Source organism: Nitrospira sp. Vd2 (assembly GCF_979581665.1).
This window is the reverse complement of the sequence record NZ_CEFZSK010000022.1, coordinates 46,223-63,994: the sequence shown is the minus strand read 5'-3', so window position 1 is coordinate 63,994 and position 17,772 is coordinate 46,223. Positions and strand designations below refer to the sequence as shown.

Below are 17,772 nucleotides of genomic sequence, written 5' to 3'. Positions count from 1 at the left end.
TCCTCGTCCCGGAGATCGTGGTACGTCAACCGATCGCAATACTCCCTCGTGCTCGAATTCGATCGCGACGCAAGGCGAGATGGTGGCATTTCGAGAGCCTATGAGAATGGGAGCAGCACCTTAAATGAGAACGTCACAGCGCCATGAGAACAGTTTGAGCGGAATGTCTTCTCCGCCTAGCCTCATCGTGTACATACTGGCAAAATCCTTGATCACCTCTGCCACCGCCCGGGCGTCCCGGTCGCACAGAGCCACGAGGATCACCGTATTCGGTCCTATCCATTCGCAGGGCACGACGCCGCTGTGTCCCGCCCCGTGCACTTTTTCGATAATCGTATAGTGCTGGCACCCCACGCCTACTCCCTTGAGTAACTCGAGCACCTTATTCTCAAGCGAATTGCGGCATATGATCAGGAGTAGTTGCATAGTGCTTCGCCCCCCTGGGCTCAAGCTCACGCGCGCACGACCTCCTGGCGTCTCAAGAAATCACCGTCCTATTGTCCGTATCACCTGCTATCTCTCAGCAAGCCGGATGCCGTCCGAGAGTTGCACGGAGGGTGCGATGTTCTTTGCGGCCAATGGCTAAAGATGAGCACGCGCGCACGTCCGTGCACTATCATAAAAAGCACGACAGACGGAGCGCCATCACGGGAGATATCGTGGACGTTACCGTATTACTACGGGTGCAAGAGAGGTCGGGAAGGATAGAACTCGTAAATAATGCCTTTGCCACCACGGAATCGTGGTCATCAGAGCCCCTGGCAGGCCTCGCTGAGCCGATCGTTTATTCCCCTCCTAATCGTGATCTGGAAGGCTGGGGTACCGGCGGGCGGACTGTCTTTCGATCCCCTTATCGAAGTTTCGGCAGGTCCGCTATATCCGTGCCATGAAAGTTGATGAAGAAGAACAGGGTGTATTGATTGTAATAGGCCGAGCCCTCATACCAGCCGCTCGCCTTGACCCATTTTCCAGTCCGCGCCTCATACACGTGCAGCAAGTACCGCACCGAGGCAATTTGGCGTTGCGCCTCGTAGAGGACTAAGGCTGGAGTAGCAAACGGAATGACGCTACTTTGAATCGCCGGGAGGCCAAAGAAGTTCTGACCTTGATCGGTGCCCAGCGCCAGTGCGATCACACGAATCCACAGATCGGCATCTTCCCGCCGCTCCACGACCGTATAGCCCAACTCGCCTAACCGCCCTTCTACAAAAGCGCGCAGCATCGCGAGATCCGCCCCGGCCGGTCGAATGGCCGATACATTCGAGCCGGTCCCTGCCGGCGGCCCGCTGGTCGTCGTATTGGTCTCGATCATGGGATCGTTGAAGAATGCCGGCTGGAGCCATTGCCGCTCTCCGATGTAGCCCACCACATCAACGGCCACTCGCAGTGGGAGCGTCGAAGGCGGCTCCAGACGTACGACGCTCTGCCGAATGGCGTGGCTCAACAGGAGTTGCTCCGTGCCCGTACGCGGAGTCCGCGTGAACTCCCGATTGGTGCAAGCGCATAGGAGCACGATGCCTCCAAAGAGCAGTACCGCCGACTGCCATCGTCGTGAAATGATGGGTGGCATAGACGATCTCCTTCTGCAATGGAAGAAGCGACTGATACCACCAGTGTGCACCGTTCCATGATGAAACTACGACGGGATTGATACCATTGGATTTGTACGTGTTCGGGGCTATCGATGGTCGGCGCGGCAGCTTACCCAACCAACTAAGGGGAAGAGAACGGCTCTTTCCTGCCCTCTCGCTCTTGAGCCTTCAATGTCTCCGTGAGAAACTGAATCTGTGCGGTGAGCGTGTTGACCTTATCATCCAGGGTCTTGAGCATTCTCAACGTCATGGCCCCTTCAGCGATCGTGACCTTTTCATCATCTTTTGAATCCGCTTTTTTGATAGAGGCAGAGCATTTATCCTTTTTGCTGTCGCATACCAGCACCTGTCCATCTTTAAACGCGCACACCGAAATGCCGCTCTTACTGGGCGGAAAATACACTCCGCCGTCGGCTTTGCAGAGAACGTCCAAGCCGGTTTTATCCACTGGCGCGGCCTTCTTCGCTTCAGCAAAGGAGACGGACGCGAGGCTGATACTGACACAGACGATCAAACCAATTGCCCCAGAAACGCATACATCGCTGAAGTTCTTCTTCACCTCCAACCCCCTTTCGGTCTAGACGTGCGACCACATTCGTACCCTCGCCGTGTTTTCGGCTTAACTCTAAAAGAACAGGCCATCAACCACCTTTCTCATGCGATGAGACGGCCCTCGCCTTCTGAACCCGCTTGGCATTTTCAAACCTTTAGCGGTGATGATTGTGGTCCTGTACTCCCTCATGTGCAGCCGCGCAAGCCAGGCCAATCCTACGGAGACATACTAGGGCACGGTCGCTTAGCCGGGAAGCAACCAATTAAGAGGGGGCGAGGGACTATCAGGCGGATCCTCATGGATCGAGTAGGTTTTGAAATTTTGCACAGAGATAACGAACCCCGAATCGGTATCCATCCCCGCGATCGGATCGAGTCGCAGTCCAAGAGCGACATGCCGGGACGTAGACGTCGATGGGGCAAGAGGAACGCGGCATCCCGTCCCGCACACCGGCGCCTCACATAGGAATTGACTTGTCTGGTGCACCAAGATAGAAGAGCGTTACGGTCTATATCATCTTTGCTCAAGGAGCGAATCCGTTGAGGTCGAGCAATCATGTGCCGACAATTGACTCTGCGGTCGTGTTCGGTGTATTCGCACTGATCATCGGCCTTTCCTCTTGCGGGAAGACACCGATCCCCTCAGTCCCTTCAACGCCAGTCGACTTTGCCCAGGCACTGCAGTACGCGCAACGAGCCAATCTGGCGTACGAGCCGGATTCCATCATCGGTCAGCAGAGCGGGACTAGTGTCCGCGTCAGTGTCAGCCCTCCTCTTTCTTCCGGCATCAAGGCATACGTGGAGCAGGATGAGACCAGGAAAGTGCAATGGATTGTGGTGCGCGGCACGTCGAACCTCGTGAATATGCGGTTGGATGTCGATTACAACAAGGTTGTGGAGAGTCGCCTGCAGATTCCCCTCCACAAGGGTTTCGCAGATTCGGCCTTGGAGGTGTACCAGTTTGCCAAGCCCTTATTGAAAACTGATTACGAAACGCGAATTTCCGGACACAGCCTTGGCGGTGGTGCAGCCGTCATCGTTCTGATGTTGCTGAAGGAGGATGGTTTCAAGCTCGGGCCGGCGATGACCTTTGGACAACCGAAAGTCACGAACCGTGATGGCGCTCGAAAATATCAGAGCCTTCCGTTGCTGCGATTCATTAACGACAAGGATCTAGTCCCGTTGCTGCCTCCATTAGAGGTCTTTGCCGTGCTGGATGAAGGTCCGTATGTGCACATCGGGCCGGAGGTTGTGCTTGAGGAGGGTCCCAACTACCATTATTACGCCGCGCATCAGGCCCAACGGCTCTCGGTCCTGTCGTTCTGGAATAACTTGAAAAACGTGAGCATCCAGGACTTGCCGGAGCATTTCATGTCGACGTATGTGAGGCGCGTCGGCCAGAAAATTCCTCCCGCGCCCCCCAGTCGCTAGTTCCCTTTTTTTAGCATCCGGCGGATAAGTTCAACACCTTCCCCTTCTCTTCTCTGCCCGCTTACGCAATGCAGCGCCCCTGGTCTTTTTTCTTCCCCAGATGCTAAGGTGAAAGGCTCGATTATGGGATTGTTCAGCGACCCTCATCGCCGCCTTCTGCTGCTGCTCACGGCCCTCGTCACCATCGCGGCTCTCACCGGTCTCGTCGTCCTCGAGTATCTCAAACATGATCTCATTGAACGCTCCGGGCAAAGCCTGGCTCTCGAAGCCAGCCATACCGCGGACAAACTCGATCGCTTGCTCTTCGAGCGGTATGCCGACCTCCGGCTCATCACGCGGGTCATCCGCCATCAATGGGAGCAGCGTCCCTTTTTCTCTGCCTACGTCACGTCCATCCAGCAAAGTCATCCCGCCTATCTCTGGATCGGAGTCGCAGACGAACGTGGACGGGTGATTGCGTCCACTGATCCGGCCACCTTACACCAAGACCGCTCCAATGAAAGCTGGTTTCACGCCGCGCAGAGACGGCGGCTCACCGTAGAGGACATGCGGCCGCATGACGAACTCAATGGCGGGGCGGCGATCACGTTTGCCTCCCCGATTCATGATGCCGACGGCCGATTCCGCGGGGTGGTGGTCGCCCTGGTCGGACGGGAAGATATTCAAGCTCTCATCGAAGGGGCGAGTCAGCACTTGCAGCCGGCCCTGAGTGGCGACCTGCAGTACACGGTCGTGAACGAACACGGGGATGTGCTCATGGATTCCTTGTTAGGGCAACCGAGCCTGGTGAGGTTGACCGATCGCCCCTCCATTCAGGCACTTCACTCGTCCTGGAACCCGGGTTATGTGGAAGAGCATTCAGCGGCACCCAGAGGATCGGTCATTACCGGCTATGCCCACACCCATGGCTATCAGGGATTTCGTGGTCTTGATTGGACCATCCTCGTCAGTTCCCCCCGCGACGCGGTACTGGCTCCCATTACCCGAGTCACCCGGCTCGTCGGCTTCGCCGGCGTTGGGATCATGCTGCCCCTCCTGGGGCTTCTCGCGTGGACCACCACACATCTTCGCCGCAGCCAACGGGCGCTTCGCACGGCCCATTACGAGCTGGAGCAACGGGCGCATATGCTCGCTGCCTCTCGAGAACAATTACAAGCGCTCACCGCCGAGCTTAGCCGGACCGAGAGCCGCGAGCGACAACGCCTGGCGACTGAACTCCATGATGGGCTGGGACAGATCCTCGCGCTGGCCAATCTGAAATTCTCCATGCTCCCCGGTGCCTGGGCGCCTGGGTTAGCGCAAGTGAAAGAGTTGATCGATGAAGCACTCCGCTTCACGCGGACGTTCGTCACAGATTTGCGCCCCCCGCTCCTGGGCGGTGAGGATGATCTGCTCGTGGCGATCGAGTGGGTGGCTAAAAAGATGGAACGGCTGGGCCTTAAGGTTCAGATTCAGGATGATGGGCGGCCCAAGCCGCTCGAAGAGGAGCGACTGCGCGTGCTCTACCAAACGGTCCAAGAACTCCTCGTCAACGTGCTCAAACACAGCCGGTCTGTAGATGCCGCCGTGTCGCTCCGCCGGACCAACGGCTTTCTTGAGGTGTGCGTCCAAGATTTTGGCCGTGAGTTCGACGTCTCGACCGTCCGCCCTCCTTCTGAACAAGGTGGCTTCGGCCTGTTCAGTATCCGTGAACGCCTGACCCTCCTCGGCGGCCGACTCGAACTGACCTCCGTCGTTGGTGAAGGCACTCTGGCCAAGGTGACCATCCCCCTCCACGGTTTCCCGCTAACCACGCTGCCGTCAGCCGCCACAATGTCGGCACAAGCCCTCACGAGGCGAGAAGAGCCGTCCTCCTACACCATTCGTATTTTACTCGCCGACGATCATGCCATCTTGCGCGAAGGGCTCCGTCGGATCATTGAAGAGCACGACGACATGATGGTTGTGGCCGAGGCCGCAGATGGCGAAGCGGCGGTCCAAGCCACCCGTCTGGCCCGTCCCGATGTCGTCATCATGGATGTCAATATGCCAAAACTTAACGGTGTGGAGGCGACGCGAGCCATTCGCGTAGAGTATCCCGACACCGTCGTCATCGGGTTGTCGATGCATGAAGAGGCGCATATCGCTCGAGCGATGGCCGAGGCGGGCGCCTGGGCGTATGTGGCCAAAAATGAGGCGACGGTCCTTGTTCAATTAATCCGCAAGGGGTATCGCGAAGGGCGTCGCGCCCTCCTTCCTCCAAACCGGTAACCACACTCCCCCTTCAGAGACTGCATCCGAAAATGGGACGGGGCGGTCCTTCCGCATTCACCGTGGCGTCGGATGGAACGACACCGGCAAGTGGGACGCATGCTCCGGTACATCGGCATCGCTACAACAGCCAGGTGAACGGTTATTTCGTCTGCGTTCAGCGCGATACGCGGTCCACTTCAGGAACACCGCGATCGAATAGCGGGTGCGACGATTCACTGGATTCTGCTATACGGACGAATCGTCCCCGTTTACTTCAATGAACGGGCCTGGATTTACAAAATGGATGAAGCCAACCGGCCCGGAGAGGGATTATCGTGGCCTGACACGCCCGTCGATGAACATTCGTACGAAGACCGCCACAACGATAAGAAGCATCGCAATCGCGATCCCGTCGCTCAGACCCTGCCAGATGTCAGTCATGTTTCATCATACCCCGTTCACGCGGGAAATTCGGCTGCCGTGCCATCTAAGGCAGTCCTATTTTCTGGAGCGCCGCGCTAGCCCGGTTCCGATAGTACTCGTATCGAGAGGATGAAGCGTCGGCATGATTGCTCTATAGACTTGAAGGTCCTGGTCAGCTCTGTCCGACGAATCGACGCCTGTCGCAAAAAGCGACATCTCCTGTTCGATAAGCTGAAGGGCACACTTCAGTCGTCGCGGAGAGGACCTGTCGATTCCCCGCCGGGATCCTAGGCGTCCCTTGCACCTGGACAATCGTCCTTACCGCCAGTAATCGCCGGCCGCTTCGGGTTGGTACAGAACCTCCTCGATTCGGAGCCGTCTCGTGCCTCCCGGCACCGGCCATTCGACCGTATCGCCGACGCGGTAGCCGAGCAACGCCGTCCCGATCGGCGCCAAGACGGAAATTTTTCGTTGCTGCACGTTCGCATCGGACGGAAAGACGACGCTGTACTCGAGCGTTTCGCTCGTCTCGATATCCGTGAGTCGAACGTGCGAGTTCATCGTCACCACATCACACGGAACCGCGGTCGGCTCGACAATATGCGCCCGGTCCAATTCGTGCTGGAGCAGGTCGAGCGACTCACGGTCCCGTTCGCTCGCGTCCATCCGCACTTGGACCAACTCCTTCAAGCGCGCCAGATCATAGTCGGTAATATAAATGTCACGCAGTTCCATACCTTCTCCACCTGTTCGTCGACCGGTTACCTCGGAGCCCGAGACTAACCGTCGGCGTTCCAACTCGCCACACGACGATAATGGGAGGCAGAGGGACAGCCCTCTGCCTCCGCAGGTTACCCTTCGGCCTTCCGCAAGGCGATCACCGCACCCTCTTCATTCAGCTCGACCGTCACCGTCGCGCCCTCCTCGATCGGTTTGGTCTTGATCTCCAGCCGCTCCAACGGAAAGGTCTGCTCGCCCTCCGGCGTCCACAGTTTGATCTCGTTCTTCGTCTTGCCGGTGTAGATCAGCTTCCCGGTGATGAGCCGGTGGGCGACCTCATGGCCCTTTCGATGATGATCGACCACGATGTTGTTCGGATTCACCCAAAGCGTAAGTTCGTCACCGATTTTGAGATCGGATGGGACGCTCTTCTGGCTGATCGTGTACCGGGCAGCCGGTGTCTTGACGAAGACGACGCCCGATTGAATGTCCGTCACCACCCCGTTCATCGTGATGTGGTACCCGGGTTTGGTCGTCGGCGCGTGATCCAGTACGAACTCCACGGTCATGCGGTGAATGTCGATGACCTTTCCCGCCTCATTGACTTCTACGGTGATCGGCGTCCCTTCCTCGATGGTGGACAGGCGTGACTTCCCGCGTTCGACCGGGAAATCTCGCTCACCGTCCGGCGTGTGCAGCCGAATGCTACTCCGATCTTTCGAGCTATACGTCAGCGTGCCGGTGATGTAGCGATGGATCGCGTGCGGGTCGCCCTTTCGATGCACGTCGATCACGCTGTTATTCTCATTGACCCACATTTCGACTTCTTCGCCCACCTGCACGTCTTTCAGGCCGTCGGCGGATTTGACCGTGATCTGGCCCCACGGCGTCTTAATGATCATCAAGTCGGACCTGATTTGAGACACGACGCCGCTCACCTTCATGTGCGTGCCCGCTTTCGAATGTCCTTGGTCGGACAATGCCGGATGGACGAACATCAGGCTGAGCGCGACGAGGCCAAGCGGCCAGAGGCTGGCTGTTCTGTTTAGTAGAGTCATTGGTATCCTCCGTGTTTTTCAGTTGCCCGATCGATAAGCCGGCTGTGAGCGAGCAGCTTGCCTGTACAACGCAACTCGGCTGCCTCTTGACTCTCGCAAGAAGGCGCGGCATCCCGTCACTTGTTTGTATGGCGTCCTGGGCAGCGCGGCGGAAGTCCTCACCTACGGGCACACCGGCGCTGCCTCCTGTCTCACGCTATGACGCTAGGCAGTCTTAGGCCTACCGTGAGACCCGGTGGCGGTCCGTTTCAGCCTCAAGCAAAAGCGAGTACGCCAGCCGGCGGGCTTGCGAAGGTATGAGCACGACCGCCGTTCTGCCGACATGCAGCATGAGATGACGGCCATTGAGCGTGCGTTCGATCGGAATCGGCTCCCTCGGCCGTACGATTGTGAACTCGTCGTCACATGCGGGCACGTGCGATGCAGCGACCTCGCGGGGCATCGCACTGACATGCGAGCGCCGGTGGGAGAAGGCCGATGCGGCAACCCGCGCCTCGGAGCGTCCACCTGCCGGTTTACTGATGATCGTTCGAGTTTTCATTCCTTGTCCTCTGCGCCTTCAGCTCTCTCTCACTCGATAATCAACAGCACCCCGCGCATGAGCGGGTGCAGCTCGCAGTGATAGGCATACCGCCCGGGTGGAACATCCGGCAGCCGATAGACCTGGTCCGGCGCCACCGGCCCTGAGTCGAACGCGCACTCTTCACCGGTCACGCGCCATCATGCCGAATCGTGTGCGGTGATGCAGTTGGATTCATCCACTCAATCGGTGTCCCGGCTGCGACAATGGCAATCGCGGGCTGATAATAGGGAGACCAACTGTCCAAGATAATGGCGAACGGCGCCACAGACGCCGCCGCCGGAACCGCTGTGACGATGGCCGATACCAGAATTGCGACCACCCAATTCATTTCAGACGTCCTCCCTCTCCATTCATTCCTGGTCATGCTTCGGACGGTTTGGGGTGTCGTCCGTGCGCCGACCCCTCACGGTGCGAGCCCATCGTCGCTAAAGGCGATCCACAACACGAACGCCCAGAGAACCGCCGTCAACCCTGCTAAGCCTAGCATCACGTACACGATGCGCCTCCTTTCCTAATCGCGAGCCCATCGTCCCCCGACCGCGGCGTTAGTTGACCAGCGATGCCTCGATCATCGCGACTTGCGGATCCACGATCACTCGATCGGCACGAGGTCCGCCCTTCATCCCATGCGCAGTGATGATCGCACGTGCCCGGTCCGTGGCGGCGTTGACCGCTTCCTCCAGGCTCGCATACGCGACGTCCATATACAGTCTGGTGCCGCGCGAACCGCAGGATGAAGCAGCGGCACAGGAATCATGAAGCGTTCCTCATGGAGTCCCGCAAAGGCGGGATGACAGAAGATCTGCCATCACGGTACATCATGAACACGGTCATCAGAACATAAGTAATCCACAAGATCAGACCCACTAGACCATCCATCACGGCTCCTCCGTATCGCGTTGTTGGCCTCACACTGAGGGTAGCCGTGTCACATGAATGGGCCGTGAATAAATGATGAAACTTCCTTCATGAGGCCGTTCCGCTATACCGCCGCGGAAACCAGCCCTAACAGTCGGAATCGTCACGCATGAGTGCAGCCCGATCTGGGTCTCCTTCTCTTACAGAGGAGTCAGCGAGGGGCAGCCCCGATCACTCCGTGTCCTCAGAGCCGCGTTTGAAACTCGCTGAGTAGTGTGAGGCAAGTTCGTACGGTCCACGGAAGCACGTCCCGATCGAGACAACACACCGACAAGCCGCCCGCCGCCTCGCCCACATTCCATTCGACCGGATGCAGCTAAACGCGTCGTTCGTGGTGTGCGCCACGCGAAGGTTCTTGCCGGCAAGAGATTGTCAACGCGAATCGTATCAACGCTCCGAGCGGGATTTGAAACGGCCAGCAGCCCAGGTCCAGGTACCCCGCCCGCCGATGAAGGTCGACATGATAACAGCCGACGCCGACGGAATCGGATGTAAGGATGGACGGTCCAAAGTTTCCCAGCGTCCTCCCCAACTTTCGCCTGATGTCGATTCGTTGGTTCTTACTGAGTTTTGTCGTCAGCAGGCGATATGAAGGGAACGCTGGATACAGCCGCGCCTCTCTGAGCCATGCCACTATCCTTGAAAGACCCGAAAGCGGGCGACGAGCCGGCGTTAGACCGCTTGGATATTCAGCAGCAGCAACTCACCGGACATGTTCGGATGAATCGTGCACCGAAATTCGTAGCGACCCGGGCGCTTCACCGTGAACCGCATCACCGCCTGGCCCTGCGGGTCGATGAAGAGCCCGCCGATCCCGCGGCCGTAGGTCGTCACTCCGCCGGTTTCGACCTCCGTCAAGATCCCTTGAAAGACCGCCGAGTCGAAATTGTGCCGTTCGCCGTCTTCATTCCGGATGGCTATCACGGCCGGCATGTTCAGGAGCAACGGAGCCTGGGTCGCAATGAAGGTAAAGTTGCGAATCGTCACGTCGACCCGTTGCTCGGTCTGCGCCTCGACCTGCGTGACCAGCGCCACCGCAACAAGCACGGCAACCAGATAGTGCCGGTTCCATTTCGTGATCATCGAAGTCACGCGCCGGTTCATGGGTGTCCTTTCTGTTGAAGGCTCTGTTCGGTTTCCCTTGATTCCACAGCCAGCGGTAACAGGCGCCGATGGCCGGGCTCAAACTTCGGACTCTTCACCGTGAGCACGGGACAGGGCGCCTGTCGAAGCACGGCTTCGGCGACACTCCCGACGCGCAGACGCGACCAGCCTCGCCGCCCGTGCGTGCCCATCACGATGAGATCGCAGCGCTGCTCCGTGGCTGACGCCACGATCGAATCAGCCGGAACGCCCCCACGAAGCAGCGTCGTAGCCGACAAGCCAAAAGATTTGACGAGTGAGGCCAGTTCCTCGAGTTGTGTCCGCCAGTGCACCCACGTCTCCCACTTGGCTTCGACCAGCCCGAGTTCGGCGCCGTAGTACAGAGGCTCCAGGACATGAAGCAGCGTGGTCTTGGCGCCGAAATCGTTGGCCAGTTGCAACGCATACTCCGCGGCATCCAGCGAGGGGCTCGAAAAATCCAACGGGGCCAGAATATGCCGGATGGCTCGGTCCCCGGTCTCATCCTGAGTACGATCAGCGATTGCGGGAACCGCTAACACCGGGCACGGAGCTGCCTTGATCACTCGTTCTGCGGTACTGCCGAGCAGGATCGTTTCCAAGTCGGTTCGCCCGCGTGTCCCCACGACGACCAGCTCCGCGCCAATTTCTTGGGCCGCTTTGGTGATCTGCTCACTCGGCATGCCGATCGGCTGGCGAACGTCGACGCGGGTCAGACCGCGCCGCGCCAATTGCTGCTCGAGGTCCGCCAGTTGTCGCTCGCCGTCTTTTTGGGCCTGCTCGAGATACACGATCGTCGCCGCATTCGAGCCGAGCCACAACGGGCTTTCCGGCACATGCACGACATGAAGGGTGGCCTCATACGCCTTCGCCAACATGACGGCAGACTCCTGTGCGTGCCGTGCGGCGTCCGAGAAGTCCGTCGCGAAGACAATATGGCTCATCAACTGCCTGCTCATGAGACCTCCTTAGGATCGCAACACGGATTCATACGCCAGCAGACATCGACATGCGGGCTTGCGGTGTTCTTCCATACTCCAGCGTACCGACGACCGGTAGTCGGCTGTTTCTATGGACCCCGTGGTTAATCGTCTGACCTCGCCGTGCCGGACGGAATTGGCTCTGTCACTCTCGTGTTTGAGCGGTCGTTCTGTGACCACGTCTCAGGGCATAACCGCCGATCGTGAATCACTTCCCATTCCATGTCCGATTCCTCGACATGGCCGAACAGCTCCAAGATTCTCATCCGGGCTCGTCGCGTCGCCTCGGCAATGGCCTCTCCCTTGCTTGCGAATTCTTCGGTGCAGGCCACGTGTTGCCAGAGGCGTCCGATGATCGGTCGGTTGCGAATGGTGTGACCGATCAGCGTCTCATAGGGAACCCACGCCCGCCCCTGATTGCGATCCTTCAGCGTGATGCGGATGTGAACCTTTTCACCCATCGTGGTCATCGTTCCTGCCTCCTTTCCCCTGCTACGGCTCAGTTCCCGACCTCATTGATTTGGTTCAACCCTCATCTTAACGGTGAGCCATGATCGGAACACGAAGGAACGATGAAGAGTCCTTCATCCGCCTGAAACAATCTGGATATGGCTCAATTCGCGTCGGTTGAGTCCGGCGACGGCATGACGTGTTCATTAGATCTGCGTCAGGTGCCGGGCTTTCCCACAAGTGTTGATGGACACGATGCAGGAGGGAAGCCGAGCCGGAGATGACCGTCGCGGTATTACCGGCTCGGAGGAACAGCCAGCACATCAATGTCGAGGCATCGCAACGCCTCTTCTGTCACACTCCCTAAAAGGACACGGCTGATTCCAGACCGGCCGCGAGTTCCAATAAGCAATAGATCGGCGCGGAGCTCGCGCACCGCACGGGAGATCACATCAAAGGGTTTGCCCTCGTCGACGCGCACCGACCACTGGCCATTGTGAAACCCATTGTCGGCCAAGAAGGCTAAGAGTTCGTCCCTTGCACGCGCCTGCTGACTGGCAATGTACTGTTCTATCTGGTCGTCCGCGACGCCAACCGACATCATTTGTGCTTTGCCCAACGCGATGAAGGCGTGGATGAGCATACAGCGCGCTTCATCGACGAACCGGAACGTTTCGGCTGTCCTGAGGGCGTTGATGGTCGGCTCGGACACATCGACGGCAACGGCGACGGTCTGGTACCGCTGGTCGGCGGGCGTGTTCACCATGAGGACGGATGAGACCCCGAGGCGAATCACGCGCTCCACCGTCGTTCCGATGAACACGTCCCGCAAGAGCTGCCTGCGCGGGGAACCCATGACGATGAGATCTGCGCTGCTTGTCGCCGCCGCCTGGAGTATGCCTTCGAATGGGTCGGCAGCCAGAACGACTGGACGCGCGCGGACACCACTCAATTCCGCCATAGTCGCGATCTGCTCGCTCAGCAATCGTTCGGCTTCACGTCTTTCGAGTTCGACCAGTTCTCTCGGCTGATCGTCATCCACGACATGGAGAAGCGTGAGTGTACAAGTCAGCTCTCGCGCGAGGAGGCCTGCGCGTCGGACGGCTCGCTGTGATCGCGTCGAGAAGTCAGTGGCGGCAAGAATCTGCATGATCCCCCCAAGGCTCCGATCGCTCACCTTTTATAGAGTTTCTGTACGCCTTGCACAACTGATCAGTGTGAGAGACGGAACCGGCGCTTGCGCGCGAACATGGTGTGCTATAAGTAGCAAGTTTCAGAAGCGTCACGGCGGAGGAGTGCACGCCTTGATGAAGCATCATGCGTCGCACGGAAAGCCGCCGTACGTGGACAGCGCGAAGTCGAGAACGAAGATCGAGCCGAGCGCCTTCATTCAAAGTTCGAGACCGGAGAGGCAATGGCAGATTCAATCCTGTTTCGTGATTTGGCCTATGTCTTTACCGCCGCATTGTTCGGCGGCGTGGTGGCCTGGAGATTTCGCCAGCCGCTGATTCTCGGCTACGTGCTGGGCGGCATCGTCATTGGTCCGTTTACACCGGGCCCAACGCTGTCAGAAGTTCATGGCCTGGAATTGTTCGCCGAAATCGGCGTCATCCTCCTGATGTACTCAATCGGCATGGAGTTTTCGATCAAGGATCTTCTGGAGTGAAGTGGGTCTCGCTGCTCGGCGGGCCGCTCGGAATTTTCATCATCATCGGATTGGCCGTGGTCACCGGCCTACTGATGGGATGGCCTGCCGCCCAAAGCATCAGCATCGGGGCGGTGGTGTCGCTCGCCAGTACGATGGTGCTGTCCCATCTGCTGCTGCGCCGCGACGAGCTTCATTCCCCCCACGGACGCGCGATGATCGGCATCACGCTGGTCGACGATCTGGTCTTCGTCATCATGGTGGTGCTGCTCCCCACGCTTGCCGACTTGAGCCAGAGTCGAATCTTCAGCATTGTGGCGGCATTCGGCAAAGCGCTGCTCATCCTCGTTCCAGTGATCGTGATTGCCGCGAAGCTCGTGCCGCCGCTGATGGCCCGGGTCGCCAAAACGCGGAGCCAAGAATTGCATGTGCTGGTCGCCCTCGCGCTGGGATTCGCCACGGCCGCCATCACGCAATCGCTCGGATTATCGCTCGCGTTGGGTGCATTCCTCGCGGGGCTCATCGTGAGTGACTCCGAGCACGGGCATGAGACCTTGACCTATGTCCTGCCGTTTCGAGACGCCTTCGCCGCTCTATTCTTCGTCACGATCGGCGCACTGATCAATCCACGCGCGTTGGTGTCCAACTTGTCGTTGCTCGGGACCATCGTGGGATTGGTCGTGCTCGGCAAATTTCTCGTCTGGACGGCAGTGGTCCGCCTGTTTCGCTATTCGCTCGCCACCGCCGTGCTCGTTGGCGTCGGATTGACGCAGATCGGCGAATTTTCCTATGTGCTCGTCAAAGTCGCTCGGGATGCGGGGCTCGTGGGAGCCGACGTGTATGGTGCTACGTTGGCGGCGTCGCTGTTGACGATTTTGCTGAACGCCTTTCTCATGCATGCTGTACCGGCCTGGATGAACGGGCGCAATGCAGCGTCGCCTTGATCAGGTCGGTCCGAGTGACAGCACCTGGATTGCCGCGAGAAGAAACAGCACACCCATCCCGAGCAGGAGGAGCGACAAATACAGGTCTAAAAATACTGATCCATATTTGCGAGGCATCATCTTCTCCCTGGCCTGACTCTGCGAGTAAAGCACTCTCTTCCGCGGTAGCCGCTTTTGTAGGTTCTTGGCGTGGTCGCCCCTCTCCGTCGAAGTTGCCGGCTCCAGAGGCACCCTTAACCGGGGAGTACCCAATGAAGACCGAACGTCAGAAGATGCTCGCGGGAGAGCTGTACGACCCGATCCTGCCCGGCGTGAGGGTTGGGGCGCGCGCGGTGATCGGCGCCGGGAGCGTCGTCACCCGCGATGTGCCGGATAGCGTGTTCGCCGCGGGCAACCCGTGCCGGGTAATCCGGGAGATCACCGAGTAATCGTCGGTGCCGAGTGCGGCCCCGCGTTTGCCTCCTCTCCACAGTTCTTCATAATGACTCCCGTCGACCCACGCATAACGCGGCCCGGTCGATCCATCCTCAGCGGTTATGTTGCGACCAGGCCGTCCTCCGCCCAGGCGGGGTGCCTGCCAATCGCGTCCAAACTCCGCTTGATGCGATCCGAATGCCCCCAATCGCTCCAGGACATGTCGCGCGCCTCAATGACCGCCAGTTCGCGTGGCGCGACCTGGAGCAGGTGGGACGAGAAGTTCCGTGTCGGCATCGCCGCGTAGATTCGCTCGAGGACTTGCCGCTCCTCCCTCGTATCAATCGCGACCTGCAGGCGGTTGAACAGCGCCATGAGCTCCGGCAACACGGCCCACCCGAGTTGCCAGAGCCGTCGACCCTTGGCGATCGTGATCATCGTGTTCCACAGCGCCCCACTGTGCTGGAGCCGGTGCGCCTCCGCTTGGCTCGGCTTCTCCACAAAGCAATCCACAGCACACAGGGGGTACTTGCCCGTCCAGCTGAGGAAGCGTCCCGGCCGAATCCACCCATAGTCGACTTCCGGGGCATCTGGGCGAACGCCGACCAAGATCGGCTGGTTGACCGTACACTGACTGGCAAAGACCGCGTGCCGAATCGTCTCGATCAACGCCTCTTCGGGATACACAAAATGATCCGTCGGCACGAGGACCACCGTCGCGGCCGGATCACGCGCAAGCACATACGTGAGCGGCAAGAAAATGCCGGCGCCGGTATCGGCGTTGCTCGGCTGCAACAAGATCGTGCCCGGTGTTCGGCCCTCCAGCTGATTCCACAGGAGCGCCTGATGCTGCTGCGACGCCACCACGACGAGACGGTCGAGTGGGATGAGCCGCGCCATCCGATCAATGGTGTGCTGCAACATCGAGCGGCTGCCGACAAACGTGCAGTACTGTTTGGGGACCTCCTGCCCAAGTTGCTCACGAATAAAACGTTGCATCCGGCGGCCCTCGCCGCCGGCGAGGATGATGCCCCAGAGACCCGTCGCTCCTTCTCGATCCTGCATCCGATGCTCTCCTTTCCTCACGTCTCAATACTGTCCCGGAACGCTGTGTCGCAGCCGCTACGCACGCGCTTTCTGCAGACAGACCGCCGTGGGCGCCGTTCTCGCCCACCGACGGCGCGTCCGACGACGAGTGCGGAGCGGTCCCATTCGATTTCGCGCGCTGACTGCATCGGTACGGTGTCCACATTGGACACAGCGGAGCATGGGGATGAAGAGCTCGCTGGTATTCGCCAAGACATCCTGACACCATTCCACGACGAGGAACCCGGCACAACGGGCACAAACATCGGTGAACCGTTCGTCGACTTTGCCTGCCTCACCACGACCCATGCGTTCGGATGGTGGTTCGGACCACGGATGATTGTTCACGGCGCGTCTCATGACTGTCTCTCCTGTTGTTGAAGATAAAACTCTTGTCGCCTCATACGGGTCTCCGCCGGTCCGGCAGACCCGATCGGGTTCAGGCTGCAGCCAGAACCTCAGGCCCGTCGGGACGGGCAGATTCCGTCCATGCCATTGGAGCAGCCCACCGCTGCGATCGCTCGTCCAACGGCTGCTGCGCCACCACCTCATGCTGGGTCAGCGGCCGGGTTCCGGATACAATGTCCCCTAAGGTCACAATCTCGCTCAGCCGGGCATCGCGCGCAGCCATGATCGTCCGAAGGCGCTGTGAGTGATCCCAGGACCACCAGCGGAGCGGTTTCGGCAACACAATCCCTGGCGGTGGCAGGTTTCCGATCGGGGCCGCGCCGAAGTCATACCCCGTGGCACCGATACGGTTCCCCCAAAAACGCTCGTAGACTCTCACGTGCATCAGGTCACCTCCGCGGACTGCACAGGCGGAGGGCAGGAGCGCTGTCCCGCCCTCCTGATGTGCTAAGAAGCGTCGTTCAGAGCCGTCGTATCTGCCATTCCAGCGCGCTCTTGAATGAACGTCAGAATCGGCTCGATGTCCGACTTGGTGTAATAGTGTTTGCGGACGCCGTCTTCCAACACGGCAATGGCACGCTGCACGAAGCTGTCGGCCAACGGCCGGTTGTTTTGCGCAGATGCGACGGCGGCTTGATTCAGCAATCTGATGACGGATTCCTGCGGTGTACGTGGACCACTGGCGAACACGTCTCGGTACGCATTCTCGTTAAGCTTCTCCTCGAGTTCCTTGACCCACGCGGCCCCACGTGCATCGACGCCAGGCAGCCATTCGGCCCCCTCCACCTGCGAGAAGACCGGCACAAGGGTCAAGACCATGCATGACACAACGACCGGCCAAACGCTCCTTCTCGCGACTGGTTTCATCACACACCTCCCAGGTTACAGATCGATCAAATCCGCTACTCGCAAATCCGCTACTCGTCGTTATACCGGTGGGCAAAAGCCCGGCGTGGATACATCCATGACGGAGAGGCCCACGACGACCATCAGCCAGATGGCGATCACCACAGCAAGCATCATCACCGCGACCGTCATGATCCCGGCGATGAGCCGTGCCCATAATCCCTTTCGCGCTTCGTCGTGGATCTGGATCATCATCCTCGTCGGCCTTCTCTCGTTGTCAATGTTCGGCCCGCTAGGTGATCTCACCCTAACAGGACGGGATGAACTGGGGATGAACGAATGATGAAGAAGCGTTCAGGCCGGTTCTT

22 protein-coding genes and 1 pseudogene are annotated in these 17,772 nt (G+C 59.1%); 5 read left to right on the top strand and 18 right to left on the bottom strand.

From position 1 onward, the window contains the following. Positions 1–120: 120 nt before the first annotated feature. The 3 genes from AC1U7K_RS09850 to AC1U7K_RS09840 form a co-directional block, all read right to left on the bottom strand. Positions 121–426, bottom strand: coding sequence for a P-II family nitrogen regulator (locus AC1U7K_RS09850; RefSeq protein WP_480251036.1), 306 nt, complete (start codon positions 424–426; stop codon positions 121–123). 424 nt (positions 427–850) lie between these two features. Then, on the bottom strand, positions 851–1,570 hold the full coding sequence (locus AC1U7K_RS09845; RefSeq protein ID WP_480251034.1) for a hypothetical protein: 720 nt from the start codon (positions 1,568–1,570) through the stop codon (positions 851–853). Positions 1,571–1,713: 143 nt separating this feature from the next. Beyond that, positions 1,714–2,151, bottom strand: coding sequence for a hypothetical protein (locus AC1U7K_RS09840; protein ID WP_480251033.1), 438 nt, complete (start codon positions 2,149–2,151; stop codon positions 1,714–1,716). Between the two features lie 551 nt (positions 2,152–2,702). On the opposite strand from AC1U7K_RS09840, the gene AC1U7K_RS09835 reads away from it, so the two are divergent. Both AC1U7K_RS09835 and AC1U7K_RS09830 read left to right on the top strand, forming a co-directional pair. After that, positions 2,703–3,575: a lipase family protein gene (locus AC1U7K_RS09835; RefSeq protein WP_480251031.1), complete on the top strand. Its 873-nt coding sequence runs from the start codon at positions 2,703–2,705 to the stop codon at positions 3,573–3,575. Positions 3,576–3,698: 123 nt separating this feature from the next. After that, positions 3,699–5,825: a response regulator gene (locus AC1U7K_RS09830; protein ID WP_480251030.1), complete on the top strand. Its 2,127-nt coding sequence runs from the start codon at positions 3,699–3,701 to the stop codon at positions 5,823–5,825. 723 nt (positions 5,826–6,548) lie between these two features. Here AC1U7K_RS09830 and rnk read toward each other — a convergent pair. The 10 genes from rnk to AC1U7K_RS09780 form a co-directional block, all read right to left on the bottom strand. Then, on the bottom strand, positions 6,549–6,965 hold the full coding sequence (gene rnk / locus AC1U7K_RS09825; protein WP_480251029.1) for a nucleoside diphosphate kinase regulator: 417 nt from the start codon (positions 6,963–6,965) through the stop codon (positions 6,549–6,551). A 116-nt stretch (positions 6,966–7,081) separates the two neighbouring features. Further along, positions 7,082–8,008, bottom strand: coding sequence for a hypothetical protein (locus tag AC1U7K_RS09820; protein WP_480251028.1), 927 nt, complete (start codon positions 8,006–8,008; stop codon positions 7,082–7,084). Between the two features lie 220 nt (positions 8,009–8,228). After that, on the bottom strand, positions 8,229–8,549 hold the full coding sequence (locus tag AC1U7K_RS09815) for a hypothetical protein (protein ID WP_480251026.1): 321 nt from the start codon (positions 8,547–8,549) through the stop codon (positions 8,229–8,231). A gap of 29 nt (positions 8,550–8,578) precedes the next feature. Then, positions 8,579–8,722: a cupredoxin domain-containing protein gene (locus AC1U7K_RS09810; RefSeq protein WP_480251024.1), complete on the bottom strand. Its 144-nt coding sequence runs from the start codon at positions 8,720–8,722 to the stop codon at positions 8,579–8,581. Further along, the gene (locus tag AC1U7K_RS09805) at positions 8,719–8,919 is read right to left on the bottom strand and encodes a hypothetical protein (RefSeq protein ID WP_480251023.1); all 201 of its coding nucleotides are present in this window, start codon (positions 8,917–8,919) and stop codon (positions 8,719–8,721) included. The genes AC1U7K_RS09810 and AC1U7K_RS09805 overlap by 4 nt, the downstream gene beginning before the upstream one ends. Positions 8,920–9,136: 217 nt before the next feature. Next, positions 9,137–9,295: a hypothetical protein gene (locus tag AC1U7K_RS09800; protein ID WP_480251022.1), complete on the bottom strand. Its 159-nt coding sequence runs from the start codon at positions 9,293–9,295 to the stop codon at positions 9,137–9,139. An 886-nt stretch (positions 9,296–10,181) separates the two neighbouring features. Continuing rightward, positions 10,182–10,613 carry a cupredoxin domain-containing protein gene (locus AC1U7K_RS09795; protein ID WP_480251021.1) on the bottom strand — a complete coding sequence of 144 codons (432 nt, stop codon included), beginning with the start codon at positions 10,611–10,613 and terminating at the stop codon, positions 10,182–10,184. Beyond that, positions 10,610–11,590 carry a universal stress protein gene (locus AC1U7K_RS09790; protein WP_480251020.1) on the bottom strand — a complete coding sequence of 327 codons (981 nt, stop codon included), beginning with the start codon at positions 11,588–11,590 and terminating at the stop codon, positions 10,610–10,612. The genes AC1U7K_RS09795 and AC1U7K_RS09790 overlap by 4 nt, the downstream gene beginning before the upstream one ends. A gap of 125 nt (positions 11,591–11,715) precedes the next feature. Next, the gene (locus tag AC1U7K_RS09785) at positions 11,716–12,081 is read right to left on the bottom strand and encodes a hypothetical protein (protein ID WP_480251018.1); all 366 of its coding nucleotides are present in this window, start codon (positions 12,079–12,081) and stop codon (positions 11,716–11,718) included. Positions 12,082–12,356: 275 nt separating this feature from the next. Next, positions 12,357–13,211 carry a universal stress protein gene (locus tag AC1U7K_RS09780; protein WP_480251016.1) on the bottom strand — a complete coding sequence of 285 codons (855 nt, stop codon included), beginning with the start codon at positions 13,209–13,211 and terminating at the stop codon, positions 12,357–12,359. Between the two features lie 264 nt (positions 13,212–13,475). On the opposite strand from AC1U7K_RS09780, the gene AC1U7K_RS09775 reads away from it, so the two are divergent. The 3 genes and pseudogenes from AC1U7K_RS09775 to AC1U7K_RS09765 all read left to right on the top strand — a co-directional run. Beyond that, entirely contained in the window at positions 13,476–13,727 is a 252-nt protein-coding gene (locus tag AC1U7K_RS09775; protein WP_480251015.1) for a cation:proton antiporter domain-containing protein, read from the top strand. Then, positions 13,724–14,650, top strand: a complete 927-nt coding sequence (locus AC1U7K_RS09770; protein WP_480251014.1) for a cation:proton antiporter domain-containing protein — start codon at positions 13,724–13,726, stop codon at positions 14,648–14,650. The genes AC1U7K_RS09775 and AC1U7K_RS09770 overlap by 4 nt, the downstream gene beginning before the upstream one ends. A gap of 299 nt (positions 14,651–14,949) precedes the next feature. After that, positions 14,950–15,078: pseudogene (locus AC1U7K_RS09765) on the top strand (sugar O-acetyltransferase); the annotation flags it as partial. A gap of 106 nt (positions 15,079–15,184) precedes the next feature. On the opposite strand, the gene AC1U7K_RS09760 reads toward AC1U7K_RS09765, so the two are convergent. The 5 genes from AC1U7K_RS09760 to AC1U7K_RS09740 form a co-directional block, all read right to left on the bottom strand. Beyond that, positions 15,185–16,129 (bottom strand): sugar phosphate nucleotidyltransferase, encoded by a 945-nt coding sequence (locus tag AC1U7K_RS09760; RefSeq protein ID WP_480251013.1) that lies wholly within the window; start codon positions 16,127–16,129, stop codon positions 15,185–15,187. 57 nt (positions 16,130–16,186) lie between these two features. After that, positions 16,187–16,510: a hypothetical protein gene (locus AC1U7K_RS09755; RefSeq protein ID WP_480251012.1), complete on the bottom strand. Its 324-nt coding sequence runs from the start codon at positions 16,508–16,510 to the stop codon at positions 16,187–16,189. Between the two features lie 79 nt (positions 16,511–16,589). Next, positions 16,590–16,943, bottom strand: coding sequence for a hypothetical protein (locus tag AC1U7K_RS09750; RefSeq protein ID WP_480251010.1), 354 nt, complete (start codon positions 16,941–16,943; stop codon positions 16,590–16,592). A 62-nt stretch (positions 16,944–17,005) separates the two neighbouring features. After that, positions 17,006–17,377: a hypothetical protein gene (locus AC1U7K_RS09745; protein WP_480251009.1), complete on the bottom strand. Its 372-nt coding sequence runs from the start codon at positions 17,375–17,377 to the stop codon at positions 17,006–17,008. Positions 17,378–17,485: 108 nt separating this feature from the next. After that, positions 17,486–17,659, bottom strand: coding sequence for a hypothetical protein (locus tag AC1U7K_RS09740; protein ID WP_480251008.1), 174 nt, complete (start codon positions 17,657–17,659; stop codon positions 17,486–17,488). Positions 17,660–17,772 lie beyond the last annotated feature (113 nt).